The following is an 18,480-nucleotide window of genomic DNA, read 5'->3' as shown; positions in this document are numbered from 1 at the left end:
TACTCATGTTGGTGTCAGACTGAGGCATCGAGACACCTCCTCAATTCCTGCAGTCCGCGACGTATCCAGGTCTTGACCGTGCCCAGCGCATTGCCGGTGCGCTCGGCCACTTCGCCATGGCTCAGTCCTTCAAAATAGGCGATCTCGATGCAGCGCCGCTGGTCTTCGCGCAGCTGCTTGAGGCACTCCCTGAGCAGAACGGCATCGCTCTCCTCGCCGGCCGGGCCCGGGGCCGTGGCATGTTCGTCCATGAGGAATTCCAGGTGGGCGGGGTCGGCCAGCTCCAGCTGGCGACGGTTGCGACGCAGGCGGTCCAGGGCACCGTTGCGCACGATGGTCACCAGCCAGGTGACCGGGCTGGCCAGATGGGGTCGGTAGTCCCCGGCCCGCTGCCAGATCTTCACATAGGCGTCCTGCAGACACTCCTCCGCCTGGGCCTCGCTCCCCAATATACGCACGGCGATGCCAAAGAGTTTCGGCGAGGTGGCCAGGTACAGCCGCTGAAACGCGTCCCGGTCACCCAGAGCACAGGCGGAGAGCAGTTTTTCCAGATCAGGGTTGGGATCGGTCACCGGGGTGTCGGGTTTGGGCGCCGAGACACGATACAAGAAGCTGGAGAGGAGAGGAATCCGGCGGGTGGGGGCGCCTGACCGGGGCATTCACTTGCGGGGTTTGACCATCACCCGCTTGGGCCTCGGTGCGGGCGGCGGGGTCTTGTCCTTGTATTCACACAGATCCGCGATCAGGCACTCCGGGCATTTCGGACTGCGCGCCGTGCAGGTGTAGCGACCGTGCAGGATCAGCCAGTGGTGGGCGTCCTTGAGGAACTCCGCGGGGATCACCTTGAGCAGCTTCTTCTCCACCGCGAGCACCGTCTTGCCCGGTGCGATCCTGGTGCGGTTGGCCACCCGGAAGATGTGGGTGTCCACGGCCATGGTGGGTTCGCCGAAGGCGGTGTTGAGGACCACGTTGGCGGTCTTGCGGCCCACGCCGGGCAGGGCCTCCAGCGAGGCGCGATCCCGGGGTACCTCGCCGCCGTGTTGCTCGACCAGGATGGCGCAGGCCTTGATGATGTTCTCGGCCTTGCTGTTAAAGAGGCCGATGGTCTTGATGTAGTGCTTGAGCCCGTCCACGCCCAGATCCAGGATGGCCTGGGGCGTGTTGGCCACGGGGAAGAGCTTGTCGGTGGCCTTGTTGACCCCCTTGTCGGTGGCCTGGGCGGACAGGGTGACCGCCACCAGCAGCTCGAAGGGCGTGCGGTAGTTCAGCTCGGTGGTGGGATGGGGATTCGCCGCCCGCAGGCGTTCAAAGATCTGGCGGCGTTTATGGGCGTTCATCTCATGAACGCAGAGGCAAGTAACAAGAGGCAAGATACAAGAGGGTCGTGTCCTTAACTTGTATCTTGCCTCTAGCCACTTGTCTCTGCGCCTTTATGCGCTTTTAGATGTGGCGGAACAGACCCACGTCCGGGGAGGGCTCGCGGGGGTTGCTGGCCTTCTCGGCTTCCAGGTCCTTGAGCAGCTTGTGGTGGGCGTCTTCCAGCTTGTGCATGGCATCACCGTCCAGCTTGGGGAAGATGGTGTTGGCGATGTAGGAGCCCAGCTCGTCCATGCAGGAGGGCCAGTACTTGCCGTTCAGGTGGAAGGCGTGGTGGGCGTGCTGACCCATGGGGTAGCTGTCGAAGCGACGGATCATGGTGAAGGACAGGTCGGCGTCCTTCTCGGTGAAGTCCTTGGCCCAGTCATACCACCACTTGTAGTACTTCTCCTGCACGGCCTCGCTCATGTCGTGGGCCTCGAAGAAGGCGGCCATGGTGCTGCGCGGGGCCAGCCCGTAGCGGGTGCCGCGCTTGCCGGCGAAGGGGAAATGTCCAGCCATGTGTAAGTCCTCTTGCGGTCTTGCAGGTTCAGAGGCCGCACTTGCAGCCCTTGGGAAAATTAGAAACCGCTGAAGTTTACCGATTCACCGCCGCAACGCCAAGCGGGGGATGGGAAGTGCGAGGTGTGAATTTAGAGGTGGGAAGTAGGGTTTTTCCACGCTGTTCGCGGTCCGGGGCGCGCGTCAAAAGCAAACCCCATGTTCTCGCGGAGGCGCGGAGACGCGGAGAAAAGCACGAGAAATGGGGATCCTCCGTGTCCCCGTGGCTCCGTGAGAGGACGGGTTTCCCAGAGCCAGATTCGAAAATCCATCCTCTCACGGAGCCACTGAGGCACGGGGAAAACGAAAGATGATGATTTATGCGGTTCTCAGCGTCTCCGCGCCTCCGCGAGAGAACAGGCTCTGGATCTTTCTCAGCCCGCCGCTTCCACAGGCACCGCGGCCTGGGCAGGTTGGCGCTTCTGCAGGCGGGCGTCGATGATGTTCTTCAGCGCGATCAGCAGGCCCAGGGCGATGAAGGCGCCGGGGGGGAGCAGGGCCAGCAGGAAGCCCCGGTATTCCTCGAACAGGGTCAGGCTGAAGCCCCGCGCGGCCTCGCCGAACATCAGGTGCGCGTCCGCCAGCAGGGTGCCGTGGCCCACCGCCTCGCGCAGCGCCCCCAGGGCCACCAGCACGCAGGTGAAGCCCAGGCCCATGGCCAGGCCGTCGGCCAGGGCCTTGGGGATAGGCTGCTTGGAGGCGAAGGCCTCGGCGCGGCCGATGATGGCGCAGTTGGTGACGATCAGGGGGATGAAGATGCCCAGGATCAGGTACAGCTCGTGGAAGAAGGCGTTCATGGCCAGCTCGATGGCGGTCACCACCGAGGCGATGATCAGCACGAACACCGGGATGCGGATCTCCGGGCGCACCCAGTGACGGATCAGGGATACGGTGACGTTGGAGGCCACCAGGGTGAGGGTGGTGGCCAGGCCCAGCCCCAGGGCGTTGACCACCGTGCCGGAGATGGCCAGCAGCGGACACAGGCCCAGCAGCTGTACCAGCCCCGGGTTGTTGTGCCAGAAGCCGTTGGCATTGATCTCGCGGTAGCTGATGTCACTCACGGGGGCTTGCCTCCATTAGTGCTTCTGTCTGGACTGCTTCAGTCTGGGCTTCTTCAGCCGGGGCTGCGTCGACGGGCTGCGCGTCGGGCAGGGGTGCGAACACGATGTCACGGTGGGACTCGAAGTATATCAGCGCGTCGCGCACGGCCGTCACCACGGCCCGTGGGGTGATGGTGGCGCCGGTGAACTGGTCGAACACGCCCCCGTCCCGGCGCACCGCCCAGCGGTCGTAGAAGGGGTCGAGCAGGCTGCGTCCGTCGAAGGACAGGATCCAGTCGGAGCGGCCCACCTCGATGTCGTCGCCCAGCCCCGGGGTCTCCCGGTGGCTCACCACCCGCACGCCGTCGATCTCGCCGAACACATTGATGCCCACCAGCAGGCGGATGGGGCCGCCGTAGCCGGCCGGCGCAACCACGGTGAACACTGCCGCCACCGGCTCTGCGCCCAGGCGCGCCCGGTAGACCCGCAGGTCCCGCCCGCCCAGCAGTTCGTGGGAGAGCAGGAGGCTGTCCGCGAGGATGTCATTGTCATAGGCCTCGTGGCTGAGGATCTCGTGCAGGCTGTTGAGGGTCGCCGCCTCGATGTTGGCGGCGATGCGATCCTCCGTGCCCTGGTACACGAAGGCCACCAGGGCCGTGCCGACCACGCCGAACAGGGCCAGCAGCACGCCGGAGATGACGATGTTGCGCATCATGGCGCGCCACCGTTCTCGCGCCGTGGCGGCTTCTGGCCGAACACCCTTGGCCGGGTGTAGTGATCGATAGTGGGCGCGGCCATATTCATGAGCAGCACGGCGAAGGCCACCGCGTCCGGGTAGCCGCCCCAGGTGCGGATCACGTAGATGAGCACGCCGATGCCCAGGCCGTAGAGGATGCGCCCCATCGGCGTGGTGCTGGCGGACACCGGGTCCGTGGCGATGAAGAAGGCGCCCAGGATGGCGGCGCCGCTGAACACGTGGAAGGCGGGCGAGGCGAAGGCGTCCGGGTCGACGATCCAGAACAGACCCGCGGTGACGGCCAGGCCGCCCAGCACCGCCACGGGGATGTGCCAGGTGATCACGCGCATGAACAGCAGCGCGATGCCCCCCAGCAGGAACCAGTTGCCGATCCATTCCCAGCCCCGGCCGGAGAAATCGCCGAACAGCGGGTTGTCGCGGATCTCCGTGATGGTCAGGTTCCTGGCCAGCTCGGTCTTCATGAGATCGAGCGGCGTGGCGGTGGTGATGGCGTCCCAGGTCAGTCCGGGCGGTAGCTGGCCCAGGAAGGTGATGGCCAGGGCCTGGGTCGGGCTGAAGCTCACCTCGGCCAGGGCCGTGGGCGGCAGCCACAGGGTCATCTCCCGGGGAAATGACAGCAGCACCACCACGTAACCCACCATCGCCGGGTTGAAGGGGTTGTAGCCCAGGCCGCCGTAGAGGTGCTTGGCCACCACGATGGCGAAACCGACGCCCACCAGGGTCACCCACCAGGGGGTGAGCGGCGGCAGGGCCAGGGCGAACAGCCAGCCGGTGACTACCGCGCTGTAGTCGGAGAGCGTCGGGATCACCGGCCGCCGGCGCAGCACCAGCATGAGCGCCTCGAGGCCCACCGCCAGCACCACCGCCAGGGCCACGTTGATCAGCACGCCCCAGCCGAAGTACCAGGCCATGGCGAGCGTGCCCGGCACCAGGGCGTAGAGCACGCGGCGCATCACCTGGCCCACGTTGTGGGCAGGGGTCATGTGGGGGGAGGTTTGGGTGCGGAAGTGCATGAAGGCGCTAGAGGTAAGATCCAAGAGGCAAGAGACAAGTAAAAGCCGGTTTCCGTGGCATGGTGGTCAGCCCGACGGTTCCTTATCTGCCTTCTCTGCGCTCATCTGTTCGGCTTCCTGGGCGGCCTTGCGGGCCTTGGCCCGTTCCAGGGCGGCCTGGATGGCGGCCTTCTTGGGGTCGTCGGCGGTGTCGTCCTGCTTGGCGGCCAGGGCGGCCTTCTTGCGGGCCAGGCGCTCGGCCTTCTCCCGTTCTTCCTGTTCCAGGCGTGCCTGGCGGAACTCATGTCGCTCGCGGGCGATGTCCGCCTTCCGGCGTTCCCGCTCCTGGGACCAGATCTCGTTCTTGGCGAAGCGGTAGTACTGTACCAGAGGAATGTTGCTGGGGCAGACGTAGGCGCAGCAGCCGCACTCGATGCAGTCGAACAGGCTGTAGTCCTGGGCCTTGTCGAAGTCCTTGGCCCGGGCGAACCAGTAGAGCTGCTGGGGCAGCAGCTGCGCCGGGCAGGCCTCGGCGCACTGGCCGCAGCGGATGCAGGGCATCACCGGTCCGGGCGGGGCCACGTCCTCGTGGCTGGCGGCCAGGATGCAGTTGGTGCCCTTGACCACGGGGATCGCGTCGCTCTGCAGGGCGAAGCCCATCATGGGACCGCCCATGATCAGCCGGCTCACCTCGCCGGTGTAGCCCTCGGCGGCGGCCACCAGGTCGGCGATGGGAGTGCCGATCAGCACCTCCAGGTTGCGCGGGTGCTGCACGCCTTTGCCGGTGACGGTGATGATGCGCGAGATCAGCGGCTCGCCGTGGGCCACCGCCCGGTAGATGGCGTAGGCGGTGCCCACGTTCTGGCACACCATGCCGATGTCCGCCGGCAGTCCCTGGCTGGGCACTTCCCGGCCGGTGAGCACCTGGATCAGCTGGCGCTCACCGCCGGCGGGATACAGGCTGGGGATGGGCACGATGCGGATGCCGTGGGCCTCGTCCCCGCCCAGGGCATTGCGCATGGCGGCGATGGCGCCGCTCATGTGATCCTCGATGCCGATCAGGCAGCAGCTCGGCTTGAGGGCCTGCATGAGGATGCGGATGCCCTCGATCACGCCCCGGGCATGGGTGCGCATCAGGGAATCGTCGCAGGTGATGTAGGGCTCGCACTCGGCGCCGTTGATGACCAGGCAGTCCAGGGTCTGACCCGGGCGCGGCGTGATCTTCACGGCGGCGGGGAAGGCGGCCCCGCCCAGGCCCACGATGCCCGCTTCGCGGATGCGGTTGCGCAGGCTCACCGGGTCGGCGTTGAGATAGTCCTCGATGGGCGGCAGGCGGCTCTCGCCCCAGGACTCACGGCCGTCCGGTTCGATCACCACGCAGGGGGCGGACAGGCCGGAAGGATGGGGCACCGGGTGATCGGCGATCTCCACCACGCGCCCGGAGGTGGGGGCATGGACCGCCGCACCCACGTAGGTGTCGCAGCGGCCGATCACCTGACCCTTGTTCACCCGATCCCCCGGCGCCACGCAGGCCTCGGCGGCCTCGCCGATGTGCTGGCGCAGGGGCACGATCAGGCGCGCCGGGATGCGCATGGGCAGCACCGGATCCCGGGTGCTCTCCTCCTTGTGGCGGGGCATGTGCAACCCGCCGTGGAAGCGATGCAGCTTGTGGGCCTGTTCGGTCATGATGGTGAAGCATTCTAACCCGGTTCGGGCTATCTAAAGACGCCGCGGAGGCGCGGAGGCGCAGAGAAAATCAATTTGACAGGATTTACATGATGAACAGGATTAAATAACGAAACCCGAACGGCTTTTTGAAATCATGTTCATCATGTAAATCCTGTCCAGTGTTTTCAGTTCTCTGCGCCTCCGCGCCTCTGCGGCGCAGCGTGGAATTCAGGACACTACCGGCTCCCGGGCGGGTGTCTCGCCGGCCGGGAAGGGCCACTTCCAGGTGCTGATGTCCTGGGCGATGGGCACCATGTCGATGCAGTCCACCGGGCAGGGTTCGATGCACAGCTCGCAGCCGGTGCACTCGGATTCGATCACCGTGTGCATCTGCTTGGCGGCGCCGAGGATCGCGTCCACCGGGCAGGCCTGGATGCACAGGGTGCAGCCGATGCACACCTGCTCGTCGATGATGGCCACGCTGGGCGGCTTGGTCTCGCCCTCCACGGGCTTGGGGTCCCGGCCCAGCAGGTCGGCGAGCGCCAGCACCGTGGCCTCGCCGCCGGGCGGACAGCGGTTGATGTCCGCCTCGCCGGCGGCGATGGCCTCGGCGTAGGGGCGGCAGCCGGCGTAGCTGCACTGACCGCACTGGGTCTGGGGCAGCAGGGCGTCGATCTGGTCCACCACCGGGTCGCTTTCCACCCGAAAGCGCACGGCGGAATAGCCCAGCAGCAGGCCGAACACGGCGGCCAGGGTGCTGATGGCGAGGATGGCGGCAAGCACACTCACGGGGGCCTCACTTCACCAGGCCGATGAAGCCCATGAAGCCGAGCGACATGAGCCCCGCGGTGATCAGGGCGATGGCGTTGCCCTTGAAGGGCAGGGGCACGTCCGCCACCGCCACCCGCTCGCGGATGGAGGCGAACAGCACCAGCACCAGGGAGAAGCCCACCGCGGCACCCAGGCCGTAGAGGGCGGACTCGATGAAGCCGTGGGCCTCCTGCACGTTGAGCAGGGCCACGCCCAGCACCGCGCAGTTGGTGGTGATCAGGGGCAGGAAGATGCCCAGTACGTTGTAGAGCAGCGGGCTGGTCTTGTGCACCACCATCTCGGTGAACTGCACCACCGCGGCGATCACCAGGATGAAGGCGATGGTGCGCAGGTATTCCAGGCCCAGCGGCGCCAGCAGGTATTCGTTGACCAGGTAGGAGCACACGGAGGAGAGCGTGAGCACGAAGGTGGTGGCCAGCCCCATCCCGGTGGCGGTCTCCACCTTGCGCGACACCCCCATGAACGGACACAGCCCCAGGAACTTCACCAGGACGAAGTTGTTCACCAGCACGGTGCTGATCAGGATGAGGGCGTATTCGGTCATCGTTCGTCAGTATCCGGCGCCAGCCTTCGGGCTGCAACCGGGTTGGGATTGGGGTTAAAGGATGGAAGGGCTTGCCGCAGAGGCGCGGAGGCGCAGAGACAATCGATTTGACAGGATTTACATGATGAACATGATTTCAAAAGGCCGTTCGGATTTCCTTATTTAATCCTGTTCATCATGTAAATCCTGTCCAGTGTTTTAACTTCTCTGCGCCTCCGCGTCTCTGCGGCAATCTTGCGCTTTTCAAACCCCGACCCCGGCAAAATCCCGAGCCACCGGATGCGGGCCGAAGTCTTCGCCGTTGCCGGCGCGGTCCAGCGCCGTGGTCTTCATGCCGGCCTCGGCGGCGGCGTCCAGTTCGGCGCGCAGGTCGGAGAGGAACAGCACTTCCCGGGGCTCGACACCCAGTTCCTTGGCGATGGCCTTGTAGGAGGCGGTGTCGCGCTTGCCGCCGATGCGGGTGTCGAAGTAGGCCTCGAACAGGGGGTTGAGATCACCGAAGGCGGTGTGGCCGAACAGCAGCTTCTGGGCATGCACCGAGCCGGAGGAGTAGACGGCGAGCCGGAGGCCCTGCTGGTGCCACTGGCGCAGGTGCGCCACGGCGTCCTCGTAGACGTGGCCCTGGAAGTCGCCGCGCGCGTAGCCGTCCTCCCAGATCAGGCCCTGGAGGGCCTTCAGCGGGGTGATCTTCTGGTCGTTGTCGATCCAGCCGATCATGCGCTCGATCAGCGCCTCCTCGTCCAGGTCCCCGCCGGCATAGGCCCGGGCGTCGGCCAGCAGGCGCTTCACCTCGGTGTCGTCCCGGTGGCCGCGCACGAACTCGGGCAGGTGTTCCCGGGCATAGGGAAACAGCACGTCCTTCACAAAGGACAGGCTGGAGGTAGTGCCTTCGATGTCGGTGAGGATGATCTTGGTCATGGTTGTTTATCGGTGAGTCGGGGCGCTTTTGTAATCAACGCAGAGAGCGCAGAGGCGCAGAGGTCGCAAAGATTTTGACTCGAATCTCTTTGCGCTCTCCGCGCCTCTGCGCCCTTTGCGTCGACAGCGGGCCCCAATCTCACTCGCCGAAGCGAGGAAAGCGGCTGGCGATGTCGCTGCCGGTGAAGTTGGCCACCCAGCCTTCCGGGTTGGAGAACAGCCGGATGGCGGTGAAGCGCGGCTCGGGGCCCATGTCGAACCAGTGGGTGGTGTTGTCGGGCACGCTGATCAGGTCGCCCTTCTCGCAGAGCATGGCGTAGACCCGGTCGTTCTTGTGGATGTAGAACAGGCCCTGGCCGTCCACGAAGAAACGCACCTCGTCCTCGCTGTGGGTGTGCTCGTCCAGGAACTTGGCGCGCAGGGCCTCCCGCTGGGGGTGGTCCGGGGTCAGGCTCACCACGTCCACGGACTTGAAGCCGTTCTCGCGCATCAGCCGGTCCACGTCGGCCTGGTAGGCCTCGAGGATCTCCTCCTGGCTGGCGCCGGGGGCCACGGGTTTGCTGGCATCCCAGCGCTCGAAGCGCACGCCGATGGCGTTGAGTTCGCGGCGGATGTCGTCGAACTCGGTGAAGCGCCGGGCCTGGCCCGGGTCGTTGTCCGCGTAGATGCTCAGTGCGCTCACGATCTCAACCTCCGCATTTGCATGTCACATTCAAACAGGAACTCGAAGGCCTCCATGTGCCGGCGCGCCGCCGCCACGTCCTGGCCCCAGGTGTACAGGCCGTGGCCCTCGATCAGGTAACCGGGGATGTTGGGCTCCCGGTTCATCAGCTCGTCCACCCGCGCCGCCAGCTGGCGGATGTCCTGGTCGTTGGCGAACACCGGCACGTTCAGGTGCGTCTGGTGGGTGTCGATGCCGGGAAAGGCCTTCAGCACCTCGTAGTCCTCGATCACCAGCCCGCCGGGGGACAGCTTGGAGAGTACCGTGGCGTTCACCGAGTGGGTGTGCAGCACGGCGCCCAGGTCCGGGAAGCGGCGGTACAGGACGATGTGCAGGAAGGCCTCCGCCGAGGGGCGCTTGCCCTCGGAGATCACGTTGCCGTCCAGGTCCACCACCATCAGGTCGTCCTCGGTGAGCTCGCCCTTGTGGCGCCCGGAGACGGTCACGGCCATGTGGTGCCCGTCCAGGCGCGCGGAAAAGTTGCCCGCCGTGGCCGGCACCCAGCCCCGCTCGAAGAAGAAGTGCCCCGCCGCGATCAGCTCCGCCGCGCGCACCTTGAATCTGGGATCCCGCTCGTCCATCCGTTACCTATCGTGTCCTGATTTTCCTAGCCACTTGAGACATGCCACTCGCCACTGCCGCGGCTCACTTAACCCGCATCCCCGGCCTCGCGCCATCATCCGGGTTCAAAATGAACAATTCCTTCCCGCCCGGCCCCGCGGCCAGCACCATGCCTTCCGACATGCCGAACTTCATCTTGCGCGGGGCGAGGTTGGCCACCATCACCGTGAGTTTGCCTTCCAGGTCCGCCGGGTCGTAGGCGGACTTGATGCCGGCGAACACCTGGCGCATCTCGCCGCCGAGATCGAGGGACAGGCGCAGCAGCTTGTCGGCGCCCTCCACGTGCTCGGCCTTGACGATACGCGCCACGCGCAGGTCGATCTTGCCGAAATCCTCGATGCCGATTTCTTGGGCAATGGGGCCGCCTTCCAGTTCCTGCTTCGGCGCGGTGGCGGCGGTGAGATCCTCCCTGGAGGCCTCCTGCAGGCGCGCCACGGCGTCCGGGTCCACCCGGGTCATGAGCGGCTCGAAGGGGTTGATCCTGTGCGCCAGCAGGGGCTCGGCCACGTGGTTCCAGGCGAGCGGCGCCACGTTCAGGAAGCCCTCGGCCTTCTCCGCCATGGCGGGCAGCACGGGCTTCAGATAGGTCATGAGCACCCGGAACAGGTTCAGGCCCTGGGTGCAGACCGCCTGCACCCGGTCCTCCATGCCTTCCTGCTTGGCCAGCACCCAGGGCTTGTGCTCGTCGATGTACTGGTTGGCCACGTCGGCCAGCGCCATGATCTCGCGCATGGCCTGGCCGAATTCACGGGCCTCGAAGAGTTTCGCGATCTCGTCCCGGCTGCGGGCGAAGCGCTGGTAGAGGTCGGCGTCGGGCAGGCTGTCGGCCAGCTGGCCGTTGAAGCGCTTGTGGATGAAGCCGGCGCAGCGCGAGGCGATGTTCACCACCTTGCCCACCAGGTCGCTGTTCACCCGGGCGATGAAGTCATCGAGGCTCAGATCGATGTCGTCCACCCCGGAGCCGAGCTTGGCGGCGAAGTAGTAGCGCAGGTACTCGGGGTTCAGGTGATCCAGGTAGGTGCGCGCCTTGATGAAGGTGCCCCGGGACTTGGACATCTTCTGGCCGTTGACGGTGAGAAAGCCGTGGCAGAACACCGCCGTGGGGGCGCGGAAACCGGCGCCCGTGAGCATGGCGGGCCAGAACAGGGTGTGGAAGTAGGCGATGTCCTTGCCGATGAAGTGATACAGCTCCGCCTGGCTGTCCGGCGACCACCAGGCGTCGAAGTCCAGGCCGTGGCCCTCGCAGTAGCGCTTGAAGCTCGCCATGTAGCCGATGGGCGCGTCCAGCCACACGTAGAAATACTTGCCCGGTGCATCGGGGATCTCGAAGCCCCAGTAGGGGGCGTCCCGGGAGATGTCCCAGTCGGTCAGGCCCGCCTTGAACCACTCGTTCAGCTTGTTGCGGATCTCCGGCTGCAGGCTGCCGGAGCCGGTCCACTCGCGCAGGAACTGCTCAAAATCCGCCAGCTTGAAGAAATAGTGTTCCGACTCCTTCTCCACGGGGGTGGCCCCGGAGATGGCGGACACCGGGTTCTTCAGGTCCGTGGGCGCGTAGGTGGCGCCGCAGGCCTCGCAGGAATCGCCGTACTGATCCGCCGCGCCGCACTTGGGGCACTCGCCCTTGATGAAGCGGTCCGGCAGGAACATGCCCGCCTTCGGGTCGTAGGCCTGGCGGATGGTGCGCCGGGCGATGTGCCCGCCGTCGCGAAGCCTTGTATAGATGAGTTCCGCGAAGTGCTGGTTCTCCGGCGAGTGGGTGCTGTGGTACTGGTCGAAGGCCACGTGGAAGCCGGCGAAGTCGGCGCGGTGCTCGTGGCCGATGCGCTCGATGAGTTCTTCCGGCTCGATGCCCTCGGCGCGCGCCTTGAGCATGATCGGGGTGCCGTGGGCATCGTCGGCGCACACGTAGATGCAGCGGTGCCCGCCCATGCGCTGGAAGCGCACCCAGATGTCGGTCTGGATGTATTCCACCAGGTGGCCCAGGTGGATCGGGCCGTTGGCGTAGGGCAGGGCGCTGGTGACCAGGATCTGCCGGGTGGCCGGGGAGTTGTCGGGGGTCTGGGTCATGGGTGCACGGATCGGCGGGAAAAGTGAACTAAGTTAGCAGGTTGGCGCCCTGATCGCCATATTTCACGGGCCGTTGACCCCGCTTGCCGGCCTGATCCGGACCCTTGCGCGCCATAAACCCCCATTCTGTGGTTTTTTTGCCGGGGCGCCGTTGGTGTAGAATCCCGAGGCTGTGTCCGGTCCAGCCGCAGGCCGGCCCGTAACCCGATTCGATAGCCCCCAAGGAGCCCAGACATGTCCGACGTTTCCCGGTTGCAGGTTGAGACCGCGCTCAAAGAGATCCAGGACCCCTACATGGAGAAGGACCTGGTCGCCGCCAGTGAGATTGCCGACATCCGTATCGATGGCGCCAAGGTGGCCGTGGACGTGCGCATGGGCTACCCGGCCGCCGGTTATCACGCCAAGCTCGCCGACCAGATCAAGGCCAAGGTGGGCGGCATCAGCGGCGTGTCTTCCGTGGACGTGAAGGTGGAGACCCGCATCACCGCCCACGCGGTGCAGAAGAACCTCAAGCCCATGGAGGGCATCAAGAACATCATCGCCGTGGCCTCCGGCAAGGGCGGCGTGGGCAAGTCCACCACCGCCGTGAACCTGGCCCTGGCCCTGGCCGCCGAAGGCGCCACCGTGGGCATCCTGGACGCCGATATTTACGGTCCCAGCCAGCCGCGCATGCTGGGCATCCACGGCAAGCCGGAGTCCAAGGACGGCCGCCACATGGAGCCCCTGGAGAACCACGGCATCCAGGCCATGTCCATCGGCTTCCTGATCGAGGAAGACACCCCCATGATCTGGCGCGGCCCCATGGTCACCCAGGCCCTGGAGCAGCTGCTGCGCGATACCCGCTGGCGCGGCCTGGACTACCTGGTCATCGACCTGCCGCCGGGCACCGGCGACGTGCAGCTGACCCTGGCCCAGAAGATCCCGGTCAGCGGTGCCGTGATCGTCACCACCCCCCAGGACATCGCCCTGCTGGACGCCCGCAAGGGCCTGAAGATGTTCGAGAAGGTGGAGGTGCCGGTGCTGGGCATCGTGGAGAACATGAGCATCCACATCTGCTCCAAGTGCGGCCACGAGGAACACATCTTCGGCGAGGGCGGCGGTGCCCGCATGGCCGAGGAGTACGGGGTGGAACTGCTGGGCGCCCTGCCGCTCGACATCCACATCCGTGAGCAGGCCGACGGCGGCAAGCCCACCGTGGTCGCCAATCCCGACAGCCGCATCACCGAGATCTACCGGGAGATCGCCCGCCGCACCGGCGCCCGCCTGGCCGCGCAGACCAAGGACTACAGCTCCAAGTTCCCGAGCATCGTCATTCAGAATACATAACGGCGCAGAGGCAAGATGCAAGAGACAAGAGGCAAGTAAACCCTTCTTGTATCTTGGATCTTGCCTCTAGTAACTGGCGATTTCCTATGTCCATAAAATCCGACCGCTGGATCCGCCGCATGGCGGAGCAACACGGCATGATCGAGCCCTTCGAGCCGGGGCAGGTGCGTCATGCCGGAGAGGAGCGCATCGTCTCCTACGGCACGTCCAGCTACGGCTACGACGTGCGCTGCGCCGACGAGTTCAAGATCTTCACCAACATCAACTCCAGCATCGTCGACCCCAAGGCCTTCGATGCGCGCAGCTTCGTGGACGTGAAATCCGACGTCTGCATCATCCCGCCCAACTCCTTTGCCCTGGCGCGCACGGTGGAGTACTTCCGCATCCCCCGTTCCGTGCTCACCATCTGCCTGGGCAAGAGCACCTACGCCCGCTGCGGCATCATCGTCAACGTCACCCCGCTCGAGCCCGAGTGGGAAGGCCACGTGACGCTCGAGTTCTCCAACACCACCCCCCTGCCCGCCAAGATCTACGCCAACGAGGGCGTGGCCCAGATGCTGTTCCTGGAGTCCGACGAGGTCTGCGAGACCTCCTACAAGGACCGGGGCGGCAAGTACCAGGGGCAGGTGGGGGTGACGCTGCCAAAGACCTGAGTCCTTCGCCCCCGTAGGAGGCCCGACCCCGGGCCGAACGCCCAAGCCCGGTGAATTCGGCCCGGGGTCGGGCCTCCTACGAAGGGGCGCGGTCTCAACCGGTGCGATCGTGATCCGTAGGTCGGGCTTCAGCCCGACAAGCGATGCTTCGTGAGACATGGGCGTCGGGCTGAAGCCCGACCTACGTCCATTCCCACTTCCCAATTCACCCTTCCCACTTCATCGCTTGTCCGGGTGACTCGGACAATCGATGAGATGGTCGTTCACCAGTCCCACCGACTGCATGTAGGCATAGCAGATGGTCGGCCCCACGAAGCGGAAGCCGCGCTTCTTGAGATCCCGGCTGATGGCCTCGGACACGGGGGTCTGGGCGGGCACTTCTGAAAGCGTCCTGAATCGGTTCACCACCGGTTCGCCGTCCACGAAGTCCCAGAGATAGGGCGCGAGTCCGCCCCGTTCGTCCCGCAATTTCAGATACGCCTGCGCGTTGCTGACTGCCGCCTGCACCTTGAGCCGGTTGCGCACGATGCCGGGGTCCGCGAGCAGTTTCTCGATCTTCTTTGGCGTGTAGCGGGCCATCTTCTCCGGATCGAAACCATCGAAGGCGGCCCGGTAGGCCGCGCGCTTCTTCAGGATGGTCGCCCAGGACAGCCCCGCCTGCGCCCCCTCCAGGATCAGCATCTCGAACAGGTGTGCCTCGTCGTGGCTCGGCACGCCCCATTCCTCGTCGTGATAACGCACGTACTCGGGAAACGCGAGACACCAGGGGCAGCGGGGGTCGTGTGTGTCGGTCATGGTTGTTGCTCAGCCACAGAGGGCACAGAGGACACGGAAGAAAAGCATTCTCTCGCGGAGGCGCGGGGGCGCGGAGAAAAGATTTCTGGATGTGTTTTCCTCCGTGTCTCCGTGGCCCCGTGAGAGGACAAGTCTTTGGGATGTTCCCTGCAAAACCATCCTCTCACGGGGCCACGGAGGCACGGGGAAAGCATTATTGATGCAGTTCTCCGCGTCTCTGCGCCTCTGCGAGAGCATCTTCTTTTGATCTTCAGGTCTTTCTCCGCGCCCCTGCGCCTTCGCGAGAGAACAACGCCTTCCTCACCCCGGCACATCGATATCCAGCTTCTTCAGCCGGTAGCGCAGCTGGCGGAAGCTGATGCCGAGGAGCCTGGCGGCGGCGGTGCGGTTGCCGGAGGTCTTGGCGAGGGCGGCGAGGATGGCCTGGCGTTCCTGGTCTTCCAGCACGTCGTCCAGGGGCAGGCCGTCGGCGCCGGTTCGGGCGGTGATGCCCAGGGGCGCGCCCGCTTCGGGCAGGTGCAGGTCGGCGGCCTCCAGGATATCGCCCTCGCACAGGGTCGCGGCCCGCTCCAGGATGTTCTCCAGTTCGCGCACGTTGCCGGGGAAGGGATAGGCGCGCAGCGCGGCCAGGGCGTCCTCGGAGAGCTGCGGCGGCTGGGTGCCCCAGTCCTGGGCGATGCGCGCGAGGATGCGGCGCGACAGCAGCGGCAGGTCCTCCAGGCGTTCGCGCAGCGGCGGCACGCGCAGTTCGATGACGTTGAGCCGGTAATAGAGGTCCTGGCGGAACTGGCCCTCGCGCACCAGGGCGGCCAGGTCCCGGTGGGTGGCGGAGAGGATGCGCACGTCCACGGGGATCTCGCGGCTGCCGCCCACGGGCTTGACCGCCCGCTCCTGGATGGCGCGCAGCAGCTTCACCTGCATGTGCAGGGGCAGTTCCGCCACCTCGTCCAGGAACAGGGTGCCGCCCTGGGCGGACTGGAACAGGCCGGGATGGTCTCCGGTCGCGCCGGTGAAGGCGCCCTTCACGTGGCCGAAGAACTCGCTCTCCATGAGCTCCGTGGGGATGGCGCCGCAGTTCACCGGCACGAACGGCCGCTCCGCCCGCGGACCCAGGCGGTGGATCTCCCGGGCCACCCGCTCCTTGCCGCTGCCCGACTCGCCCAGGATGCACACCGGCGCCTGGCTGCGGGCGAGCTTGGCGATGGTCTCCTTGAGCTTGCGCATGGCCGGCGCCTGGCCCAGTAGCTGGGAGCCGTCGTCATGATCCTCGCTGCTCTCCCGCGCCTTGTCCTTCTCCGAGAGCCGCAGGGCGGTGTTGATCAGGTCCCGCAGCATGGACAGGTCCACGGGCTTGGAGACGAAGTCGAAGGCGCCGGCCTTGAGCGCCGCCACGGCGGTGTCCATGCTGCCGTAGGCGGTGATCACCGCCACCGGCAGGCAGGGGCAGTGTCGCTGGATGTGTTCCACCAGCTCAATGCCGTTGCCGTCGGGCAGGCGCATGTCGGTCAGGCACAGGTCGAAGTCATGCCTGGAGAGCAGCGCCCGGGCCTCGGTGACGCTGCCCGCGGCGTGGGTGCTGAGCTTCATGCGCCCCAGGGTGATCTCCAGGAGTTCGCGGATGTCGGGCTCGTCGTCGACGATGAGTACGTGCTGGATGCTCATGGACGTCCTGATCACTCGGGCACGGGGAAATGAATGCGGAAGCAGCTGCCGCCGGTGGGCAGGGGAAGGTATTCCAGGCCGCCGCCGTTGTTTTCGCACAGTTCCCGGGCGATGTACAGGCCGAGTCCGGTGCCGTCACGGCCGCTGGTGATGAAGGGTTCGAACAGCTTGTGGCTGATCTCGGCGCTCACCCCGGGGCCCTGGTCCATCACGTCCAGGGTGGCGTGGCGGCCCACCTGGCGGGCGCCGCCCTGCAGGCGGATGTAGGCGCGTCCGTCGGCGGAGCGTCCGTAGGTGAGCGCGTTCTCGCACAGGTTCCAGAGCACCTGGTGCAGGTGGTCCGGGTCGAACAGCACCCGGCTGTCGGCGGGCTCGATCAGCGCCTCCAGCTGGATCTCGTCCAGGCCCTTCTGGCGGCGGAACTCCTCGGCGAACTGGGTGACCCAGGCCGCCAGGCTCAGTTCCTCCCGGCGCGCGTCCTCGCGCCGGGACAGGCGCAGCACGCTCTGGATCACCGCGTTCATGCGCTGGCTCTGGGCCTGGATGATGCCCGCCAGGCGCTTGTCCGGGGTGTTGAGGTCCTCGGACTCCCCCAGCAGCTGGGCGGCATGGCTGATGGCGCCGAGCGGGTTGCGGATCTCGTGGGCGATGCTGGCGGTGAGCCGGCCCACCGAGGCCATCTTGTCCGCCTGCATCTGGCGGCGCAGCTCGGCGGTGTCCTCCAGGAAGATCAGGGTGCCCACCGCCCGGTCCACCCCCAGGCGGGTGAAGCGCACCCGCAGCTCCGGTCCCCGGGCATCGCCGGGCAGGGTCAGGGCCGAGGCCTGGGCCGGGTCCATGAGCCATTCCTGCAGGGCGGCGTAGAGGCGCGGCGAGAGATGGGCCAGGTCGCTGGGGTTGTCCGTGTCCGGGTTGCCCACCAGGGCCCAGGCCGCCTCGTTGATCAGGTGGATGTGCCCCTGGTCGTTGGCCACGATCATGCCCGACTGCATGCGGTCGATGATGTGGGCATTGAGCTCCGCCATGTTGGCGAGGTCGATGCGGTGGCGGATGGCCAGGTCCTCGCTCTCCCGGGCCCGGCGCGACAGGGCCAGGGCCAGCAGGGCAGTGGCGAACAGGGCCGCGCCCAGCAGGCCGGTCTGGGTGAAGGCGCCGTCGTCGATCACCCCCAGCACCAGGCCCTGGCCCTGGGCCGCCAGCAGGGACAGGGTGGCCAGGGCCGCGAACAGCAGGGCCCAGCGCCCGGACACCAGCAGGGCCAGGCCCGCCACGGCGGGGATCATGAGCATGCCCAGGCCGCTGGCCACACCGCCGCTGGCGTACATCAGGGCGGTGATCAGGGGCAGGTCCACCGCCGCCTGCAGACCCACCTGGGTCTCGTAGGCGGGCCGGCGCAGCAGGCCCAGGGCGAGCAGCACCAGGCCGGCGACCAGGTAGGCCAGCAGGGCGGTGTCGAATACCTGGGGCAGGGCCTCGCCGAGCAGCTCCGGGCCGGTGCCCAGCCACTCCACCGCCAGCAGCAGGCAGACCACCAGCAGGCGGTACAGGGAAAAGGCCCGCAGGGAACGCCAGTGGGAATCCTTGCGGGGGCCGGAACGCAGGCGCACGGCGTGTCAGCCGTCCCGGCCCAGGCGGGCCTGGTGTTCGTGCTCCGGGCTGCAGTAGCGGTGCCCGTCGGCGAGGATCGCCTCGTGTTCCGGCACGTGCAGGCCGCAGTGGTCGCAGCGCACCATCTTCTCCGCCCCCAGGGGCTTGCGCTCGTCCCGCTTCAGGGTCTTCTTCGGCCGCTTCAGCAGGGTGCGGGCAATCATGAACACGATGACGATGGCGGCGATGACGAAAAGGATGCGCATGAAGGATCCAGAGGCAAGTTGGCAGATACAAGATACAAGGGTTTGGGGCGTTGCCCCAGAGGCCTGCTGACACGGGTCCACCCGTAGGTCGGCCTTCAGGCCGACAGCGATGTCC

Annotated in this window: 19 protein-coding genes; 2 read left to right on the top strand and 17 right to left on the bottom strand. The window is 66.4% G+C overall.

The features are described from left to right. Positions 1-14: 14 nt before the first annotated feature. The 13 genes from TGR7_RS13240 to metG all read right to left on the bottom strand — a co-directional run bounded on the left by TGR7_RS13240 (position 15) and on the right by metG (position 12,076). Positions 15-572, bottom strand: a complete 558-nt coding sequence (locus TGR7_RS13240; RefSeq protein WP_041443095.1) for a sigma-70 family RNA polymerase sigma factor — start codon at positions 570-572, stop codon at positions 15-17. Positions 573-659: 87 nt separating this feature from the next. Further along, positions 660-1,337, bottom strand: coding sequence for an endonuclease III (gene nth / locus TGR7_RS13235; RefSeq protein WP_012639183.1), 678 nt, complete (start codon positions 1,335-1,337; stop codon positions 660-662). Positions 1,338-1,440: 103 nt separating this feature from the next. Next, positions 1,441-1,878 (bottom strand): hypothetical protein, encoded by a 438-nt coding sequence (locus TGR7_RS13230; protein WP_012639182.1) that lies wholly within the window; start codon positions 1,876-1,878, stop codon positions 1,441-1,443. A 413-nt stretch (positions 1,879-2,291) separates the two neighbouring features. Further along, positions 2,292-2,978 (bottom strand): electron transport complex subunit E, encoded by a 687-nt coding sequence (locus tag TGR7_RS13225; RefSeq protein WP_012639181.1) that lies wholly within the window; start codon positions 2,976-2,978, stop codon positions 2,292-2,294. Then, positions 2,971-3,672, bottom strand: coding sequence for an electron transport complex subunit RsxG (rsxG, locus tag TGR7_RS13220; protein WP_012639180.1), 702 nt, complete (start codon positions 3,670-3,672; stop codon positions 2,971-2,973). Before rsxG ends, TGR7_RS13225 begins: the two co-directional genes overlap by 8 nt. Continuing rightward, positions 3,669-4,727: an electron transport complex subunit RsxD gene (rsxD, locus tag TGR7_RS13215; protein WP_012639179.1), complete on the bottom strand. Its 1,059-nt coding sequence runs from the start codon at positions 4,725-4,727 to the stop codon at positions 3,669-3,671. Before rsxD ends, rsxG begins: the two co-directional genes overlap by 4 nt. Before the next feature lie 66 nt (positions 4,728-4,793). Then, on the bottom strand, positions 4,794-6,392 hold the full coding sequence (rsxC, locus tag TGR7_RS13210; RefSeq protein ID WP_012639178.1) for an electron transport complex subunit RsxC: 1,599 nt from the start codon (positions 6,390-6,392) through the stop codon (positions 4,794-4,796). Positions 6,393-6,602: 210 nt separating this feature from the next. After that, positions 6,603-7,163: an electron transport complex subunit RsxB gene (gene rsxB, locus TGR7_RS13205; protein ID WP_012639177.1), complete on the bottom strand. Its 561-nt coding sequence runs from the start codon at positions 7,161-7,163 to the stop codon at positions 6,603-6,605. 7 nt (positions 7,164-7,170) lie between these two features. Continuing rightward, the gene (gene rsxA, locus TGR7_RS13200; protein WP_012639176.1) at positions 7,171-7,749 is read right to left on the bottom strand and encodes an electron transport complex subunit RsxA; all 579 of its coding nucleotides are present in this window, start codon (positions 7,747-7,749) and stop codon (positions 7,171-7,173) included. A gap of 243 nt (positions 7,750-7,992) precedes the next feature. Next, entirely contained in the window at positions 7,993-8,667 is a 675-nt protein-coding gene (mtnC, locus tag TGR7_RS13195) for an acireductone synthase (RefSeq protein WP_012639175.1), read from the bottom strand. 139 nt (positions 8,668-8,806) lie between these two features. Then, on the bottom strand, positions 8,807-9,349 hold the full coding sequence (locus TGR7_RS13190; protein WP_012639174.1) for a 1,2-dihydroxy-3-keto-5-methylthiopentene dioxygenase: 543 nt from the start codon (positions 9,347-9,349) through the stop codon (positions 8,807-8,809). Continuing rightward, positions 9,346-9,969 carry a methylthioribulose 1-phosphate dehydratase gene (locus TGR7_RS13185; RefSeq protein ID WP_012639173.1) on the bottom strand — a complete coding sequence of 208 codons (624 nt, stop codon included), beginning with the start codon at positions 9,967-9,969 and terminating at the stop codon, positions 9,346-9,348. Before TGR7_RS13185 ends, TGR7_RS13190 begins: the two co-directional genes overlap by 4 nt. A 64-nt stretch (positions 9,970-10,033) precedes the next feature. Continuing rightward, complete coding sequence (gene metG, locus TGR7_RS13180) at positions 10,034-12,076, bottom strand: methionine--tRNA ligase (RefSeq protein ID WP_012639172.1); 2,043 nt, start codon at positions 12,074-12,076, stop codon at positions 10,034-10,036. Positions 12,077-12,310: 234 nt separating this feature from the next. On the opposite strand from metG, the gene apbC reads away from it, so the two are divergent. Both apbC and dcd read left to right on the top strand, forming a co-directional pair. Beyond that, positions 12,311-13,402, top strand: a complete 1,092-nt coding sequence (apbC, locus tag TGR7_RS13175; protein ID WP_012639171.1) for an iron-sulfur cluster carrier protein ApbC — start codon at positions 12,311-12,313, stop codon at positions 13,400-13,402. Between the two features lie 86 nt (positions 13,403-13,488). Then, positions 13,489-14,055 carry a dCTP deaminase gene (gene dcd / locus TGR7_RS13170; RefSeq protein WP_012639170.1) on the top strand — a complete coding sequence of 189 codons (567 nt, stop codon included), beginning with the start codon at positions 13,489-13,491 and terminating at the stop codon, positions 14,053-14,055. A gap of 219 nt (positions 14,056-14,274) precedes the next feature. On the opposite strand, the gene TGR7_RS13165 is transcribed toward dcd, so the two are convergent. The 4 genes from TGR7_RS13165 to TGR7_RS13150 all read right to left on the bottom strand — a co-directional run bounded on the left by TGR7_RS13165 (position 14,275) and on the right by TGR7_RS13150 (position 18,365). Continuing rightward, the gene (locus TGR7_RS13165; protein ID WP_012639169.1) at positions 14,275-14,850 is read right to left on the bottom strand and encodes a DNA-3-methyladenine glycosylase I; all 576 of its coding nucleotides are present in this window, start codon (positions 14,848-14,850) and stop codon (positions 14,275-14,277) included. A gap of 300 nt (positions 14,851-15,150) precedes the next feature. Beyond that, the gene (locus TGR7_RS13160; protein ID WP_012639168.1) at positions 15,151-16,512 is read right to left on the bottom strand and encodes a sigma-54-dependent transcriptional regulator; all 1,362 of its coding nucleotides are present in this window, start codon (positions 16,510-16,512) and stop codon (positions 15,151-15,153) included. Between the two features lie 11 nt (positions 16,513-16,523). After that, on the bottom strand, positions 16,524-18,119 hold the full coding sequence (locus tag TGR7_RS17935; protein ID WP_012639167.1) for a sensor histidine kinase: 1,596 nt from the start codon (positions 18,117-18,119) through the stop codon (positions 16,524-16,526). Positions 18,120-18,125: 6 nt separating this feature from the next. Continuing rightward, the gene (locus TGR7_RS13150; RefSeq protein ID WP_012639166.1) at positions 18,126-18,365 is read right to left on the bottom strand and encodes a PP0621 family protein; all 240 of its coding nucleotides are present in this window, start codon (positions 18,363-18,365) and stop codon (positions 18,126-18,128) included. Positions 18,366-18,480 lie beyond the last annotated feature (115 nt).

The organism is Thioalkalivibrio sulfidiphilus HL-EbGr7 (genome assembly GCF_000021985.1).
Taxonomy (GTDB): domain Bacteria; phylum Pseudomonadota; class Gammaproteobacteria; order Ectothiorhodospirales; family Ectothiorhodospiraceae; genus Thioalkalivibrio_A; species Thioalkalivibrio_A sulfidiphilus.
Note: the sequence above shows the minus strand (reverse complement) of the source record. Positions and strands in the feature narration are given on the sequence as shown.

What these genes read in the sequence shown, in the direction of transcription:
- nth (WP_012639183.1), bottom strand. Translation starts at nt 1,337, where the DNA reads ATGAACGCCCATAAACGCCGCCAGATCTTTGAACGCCTGCGGGCGGCG.
- TGR7_RS13230 (WP_012639182.1), bottom strand. Translation starts at nt 1,878, where the DNA reads ATGGCTGGACATTTCCCCTTCGCCGGCAAGCGCGGCACCCGCTACGGG.
- rsxG (WP_012639180.1), bottom strand. Translation starts at nt 3,672, where the DNA reads ATGATGCGCAACATCGTCATCTCCGGCGTGCTGCTGGCCCTGTTCGGC.
- rsxD (WP_012639179.1), bottom strand. Translation starts at nt 4,727, where the DNA reads ATGCACTTCCGCACCCAAACCTCCCCCCACATGACCCCTGCCCACAAC.
- rsxC (WP_012639178.1), bottom strand. Translation starts at nt 6,392, where the DNA reads ATGACCGAACAGGCCCACAAGCTGCATCGCTTCCACGGCGGGTTGCAC.
- rsxA (WP_012639176.1), bottom strand. Translation starts at nt 7,749, where the DNA reads ATGACCGAATACGCCCTCATCCTGATCAGCACCGTGCTGGTGAACAAC.
- mtnC (WP_012639175.1), bottom strand. Translation starts at nt 8,667, where the DNA reads ATGACCAAGATCATCCTCACCGACATCGAAGGCACTACCTCCAGCCTG.
- TGR7_RS13185 (WP_012639173.1), bottom strand. Translation starts at nt 9,969, where the DNA reads ATGGACGAGCGGGATCCCAGATTCAAGGTGCGCGCGGCGGAGCTGATC.
- metG (WP_012639172.1), bottom strand. Translation starts at nt 12,076, where the DNA reads ATGACCCAGACCCCCGACAACTCCCCGGCCACCCGGCAGATCCTGGTC.
- apbC (WP_012639171.1), top strand. Translation starts at nt 12,311, where the DNA reads ATGTCCGACGTTTCCCGGTTGCAGGTTGAGACCGCGCTCAAAGAGATC.
- dcd (WP_012639170.1), top strand. Translation starts at nt 13,489, where the DNA reads ATGTCCATAAAATCCGACCGCTGGATCCGCCGCATGGCGGAGCAACAC.
- TGR7_RS13165 (WP_012639169.1), bottom strand. Translation starts at nt 14,850, where the DNA reads ATGACCGACACACACGACCCCCGCTGCCCCTGGTGTCTCGCGTTTCCC.
- TGR7_RS13160 (WP_012639168.1), bottom strand. Translation starts at nt 16,512, where the DNA reads ATGAGCATCCAGCACGTACTCATCGTCGACGACGAGCCCGACATCCGC.
- TGR7_RS13150 (WP_012639166.1), bottom strand. Translation starts at nt 18,365, where the DNA reads ATGCGCATCCTTTTCGTCATCGCCGCCATCGTCATCGTGTTCATGATT.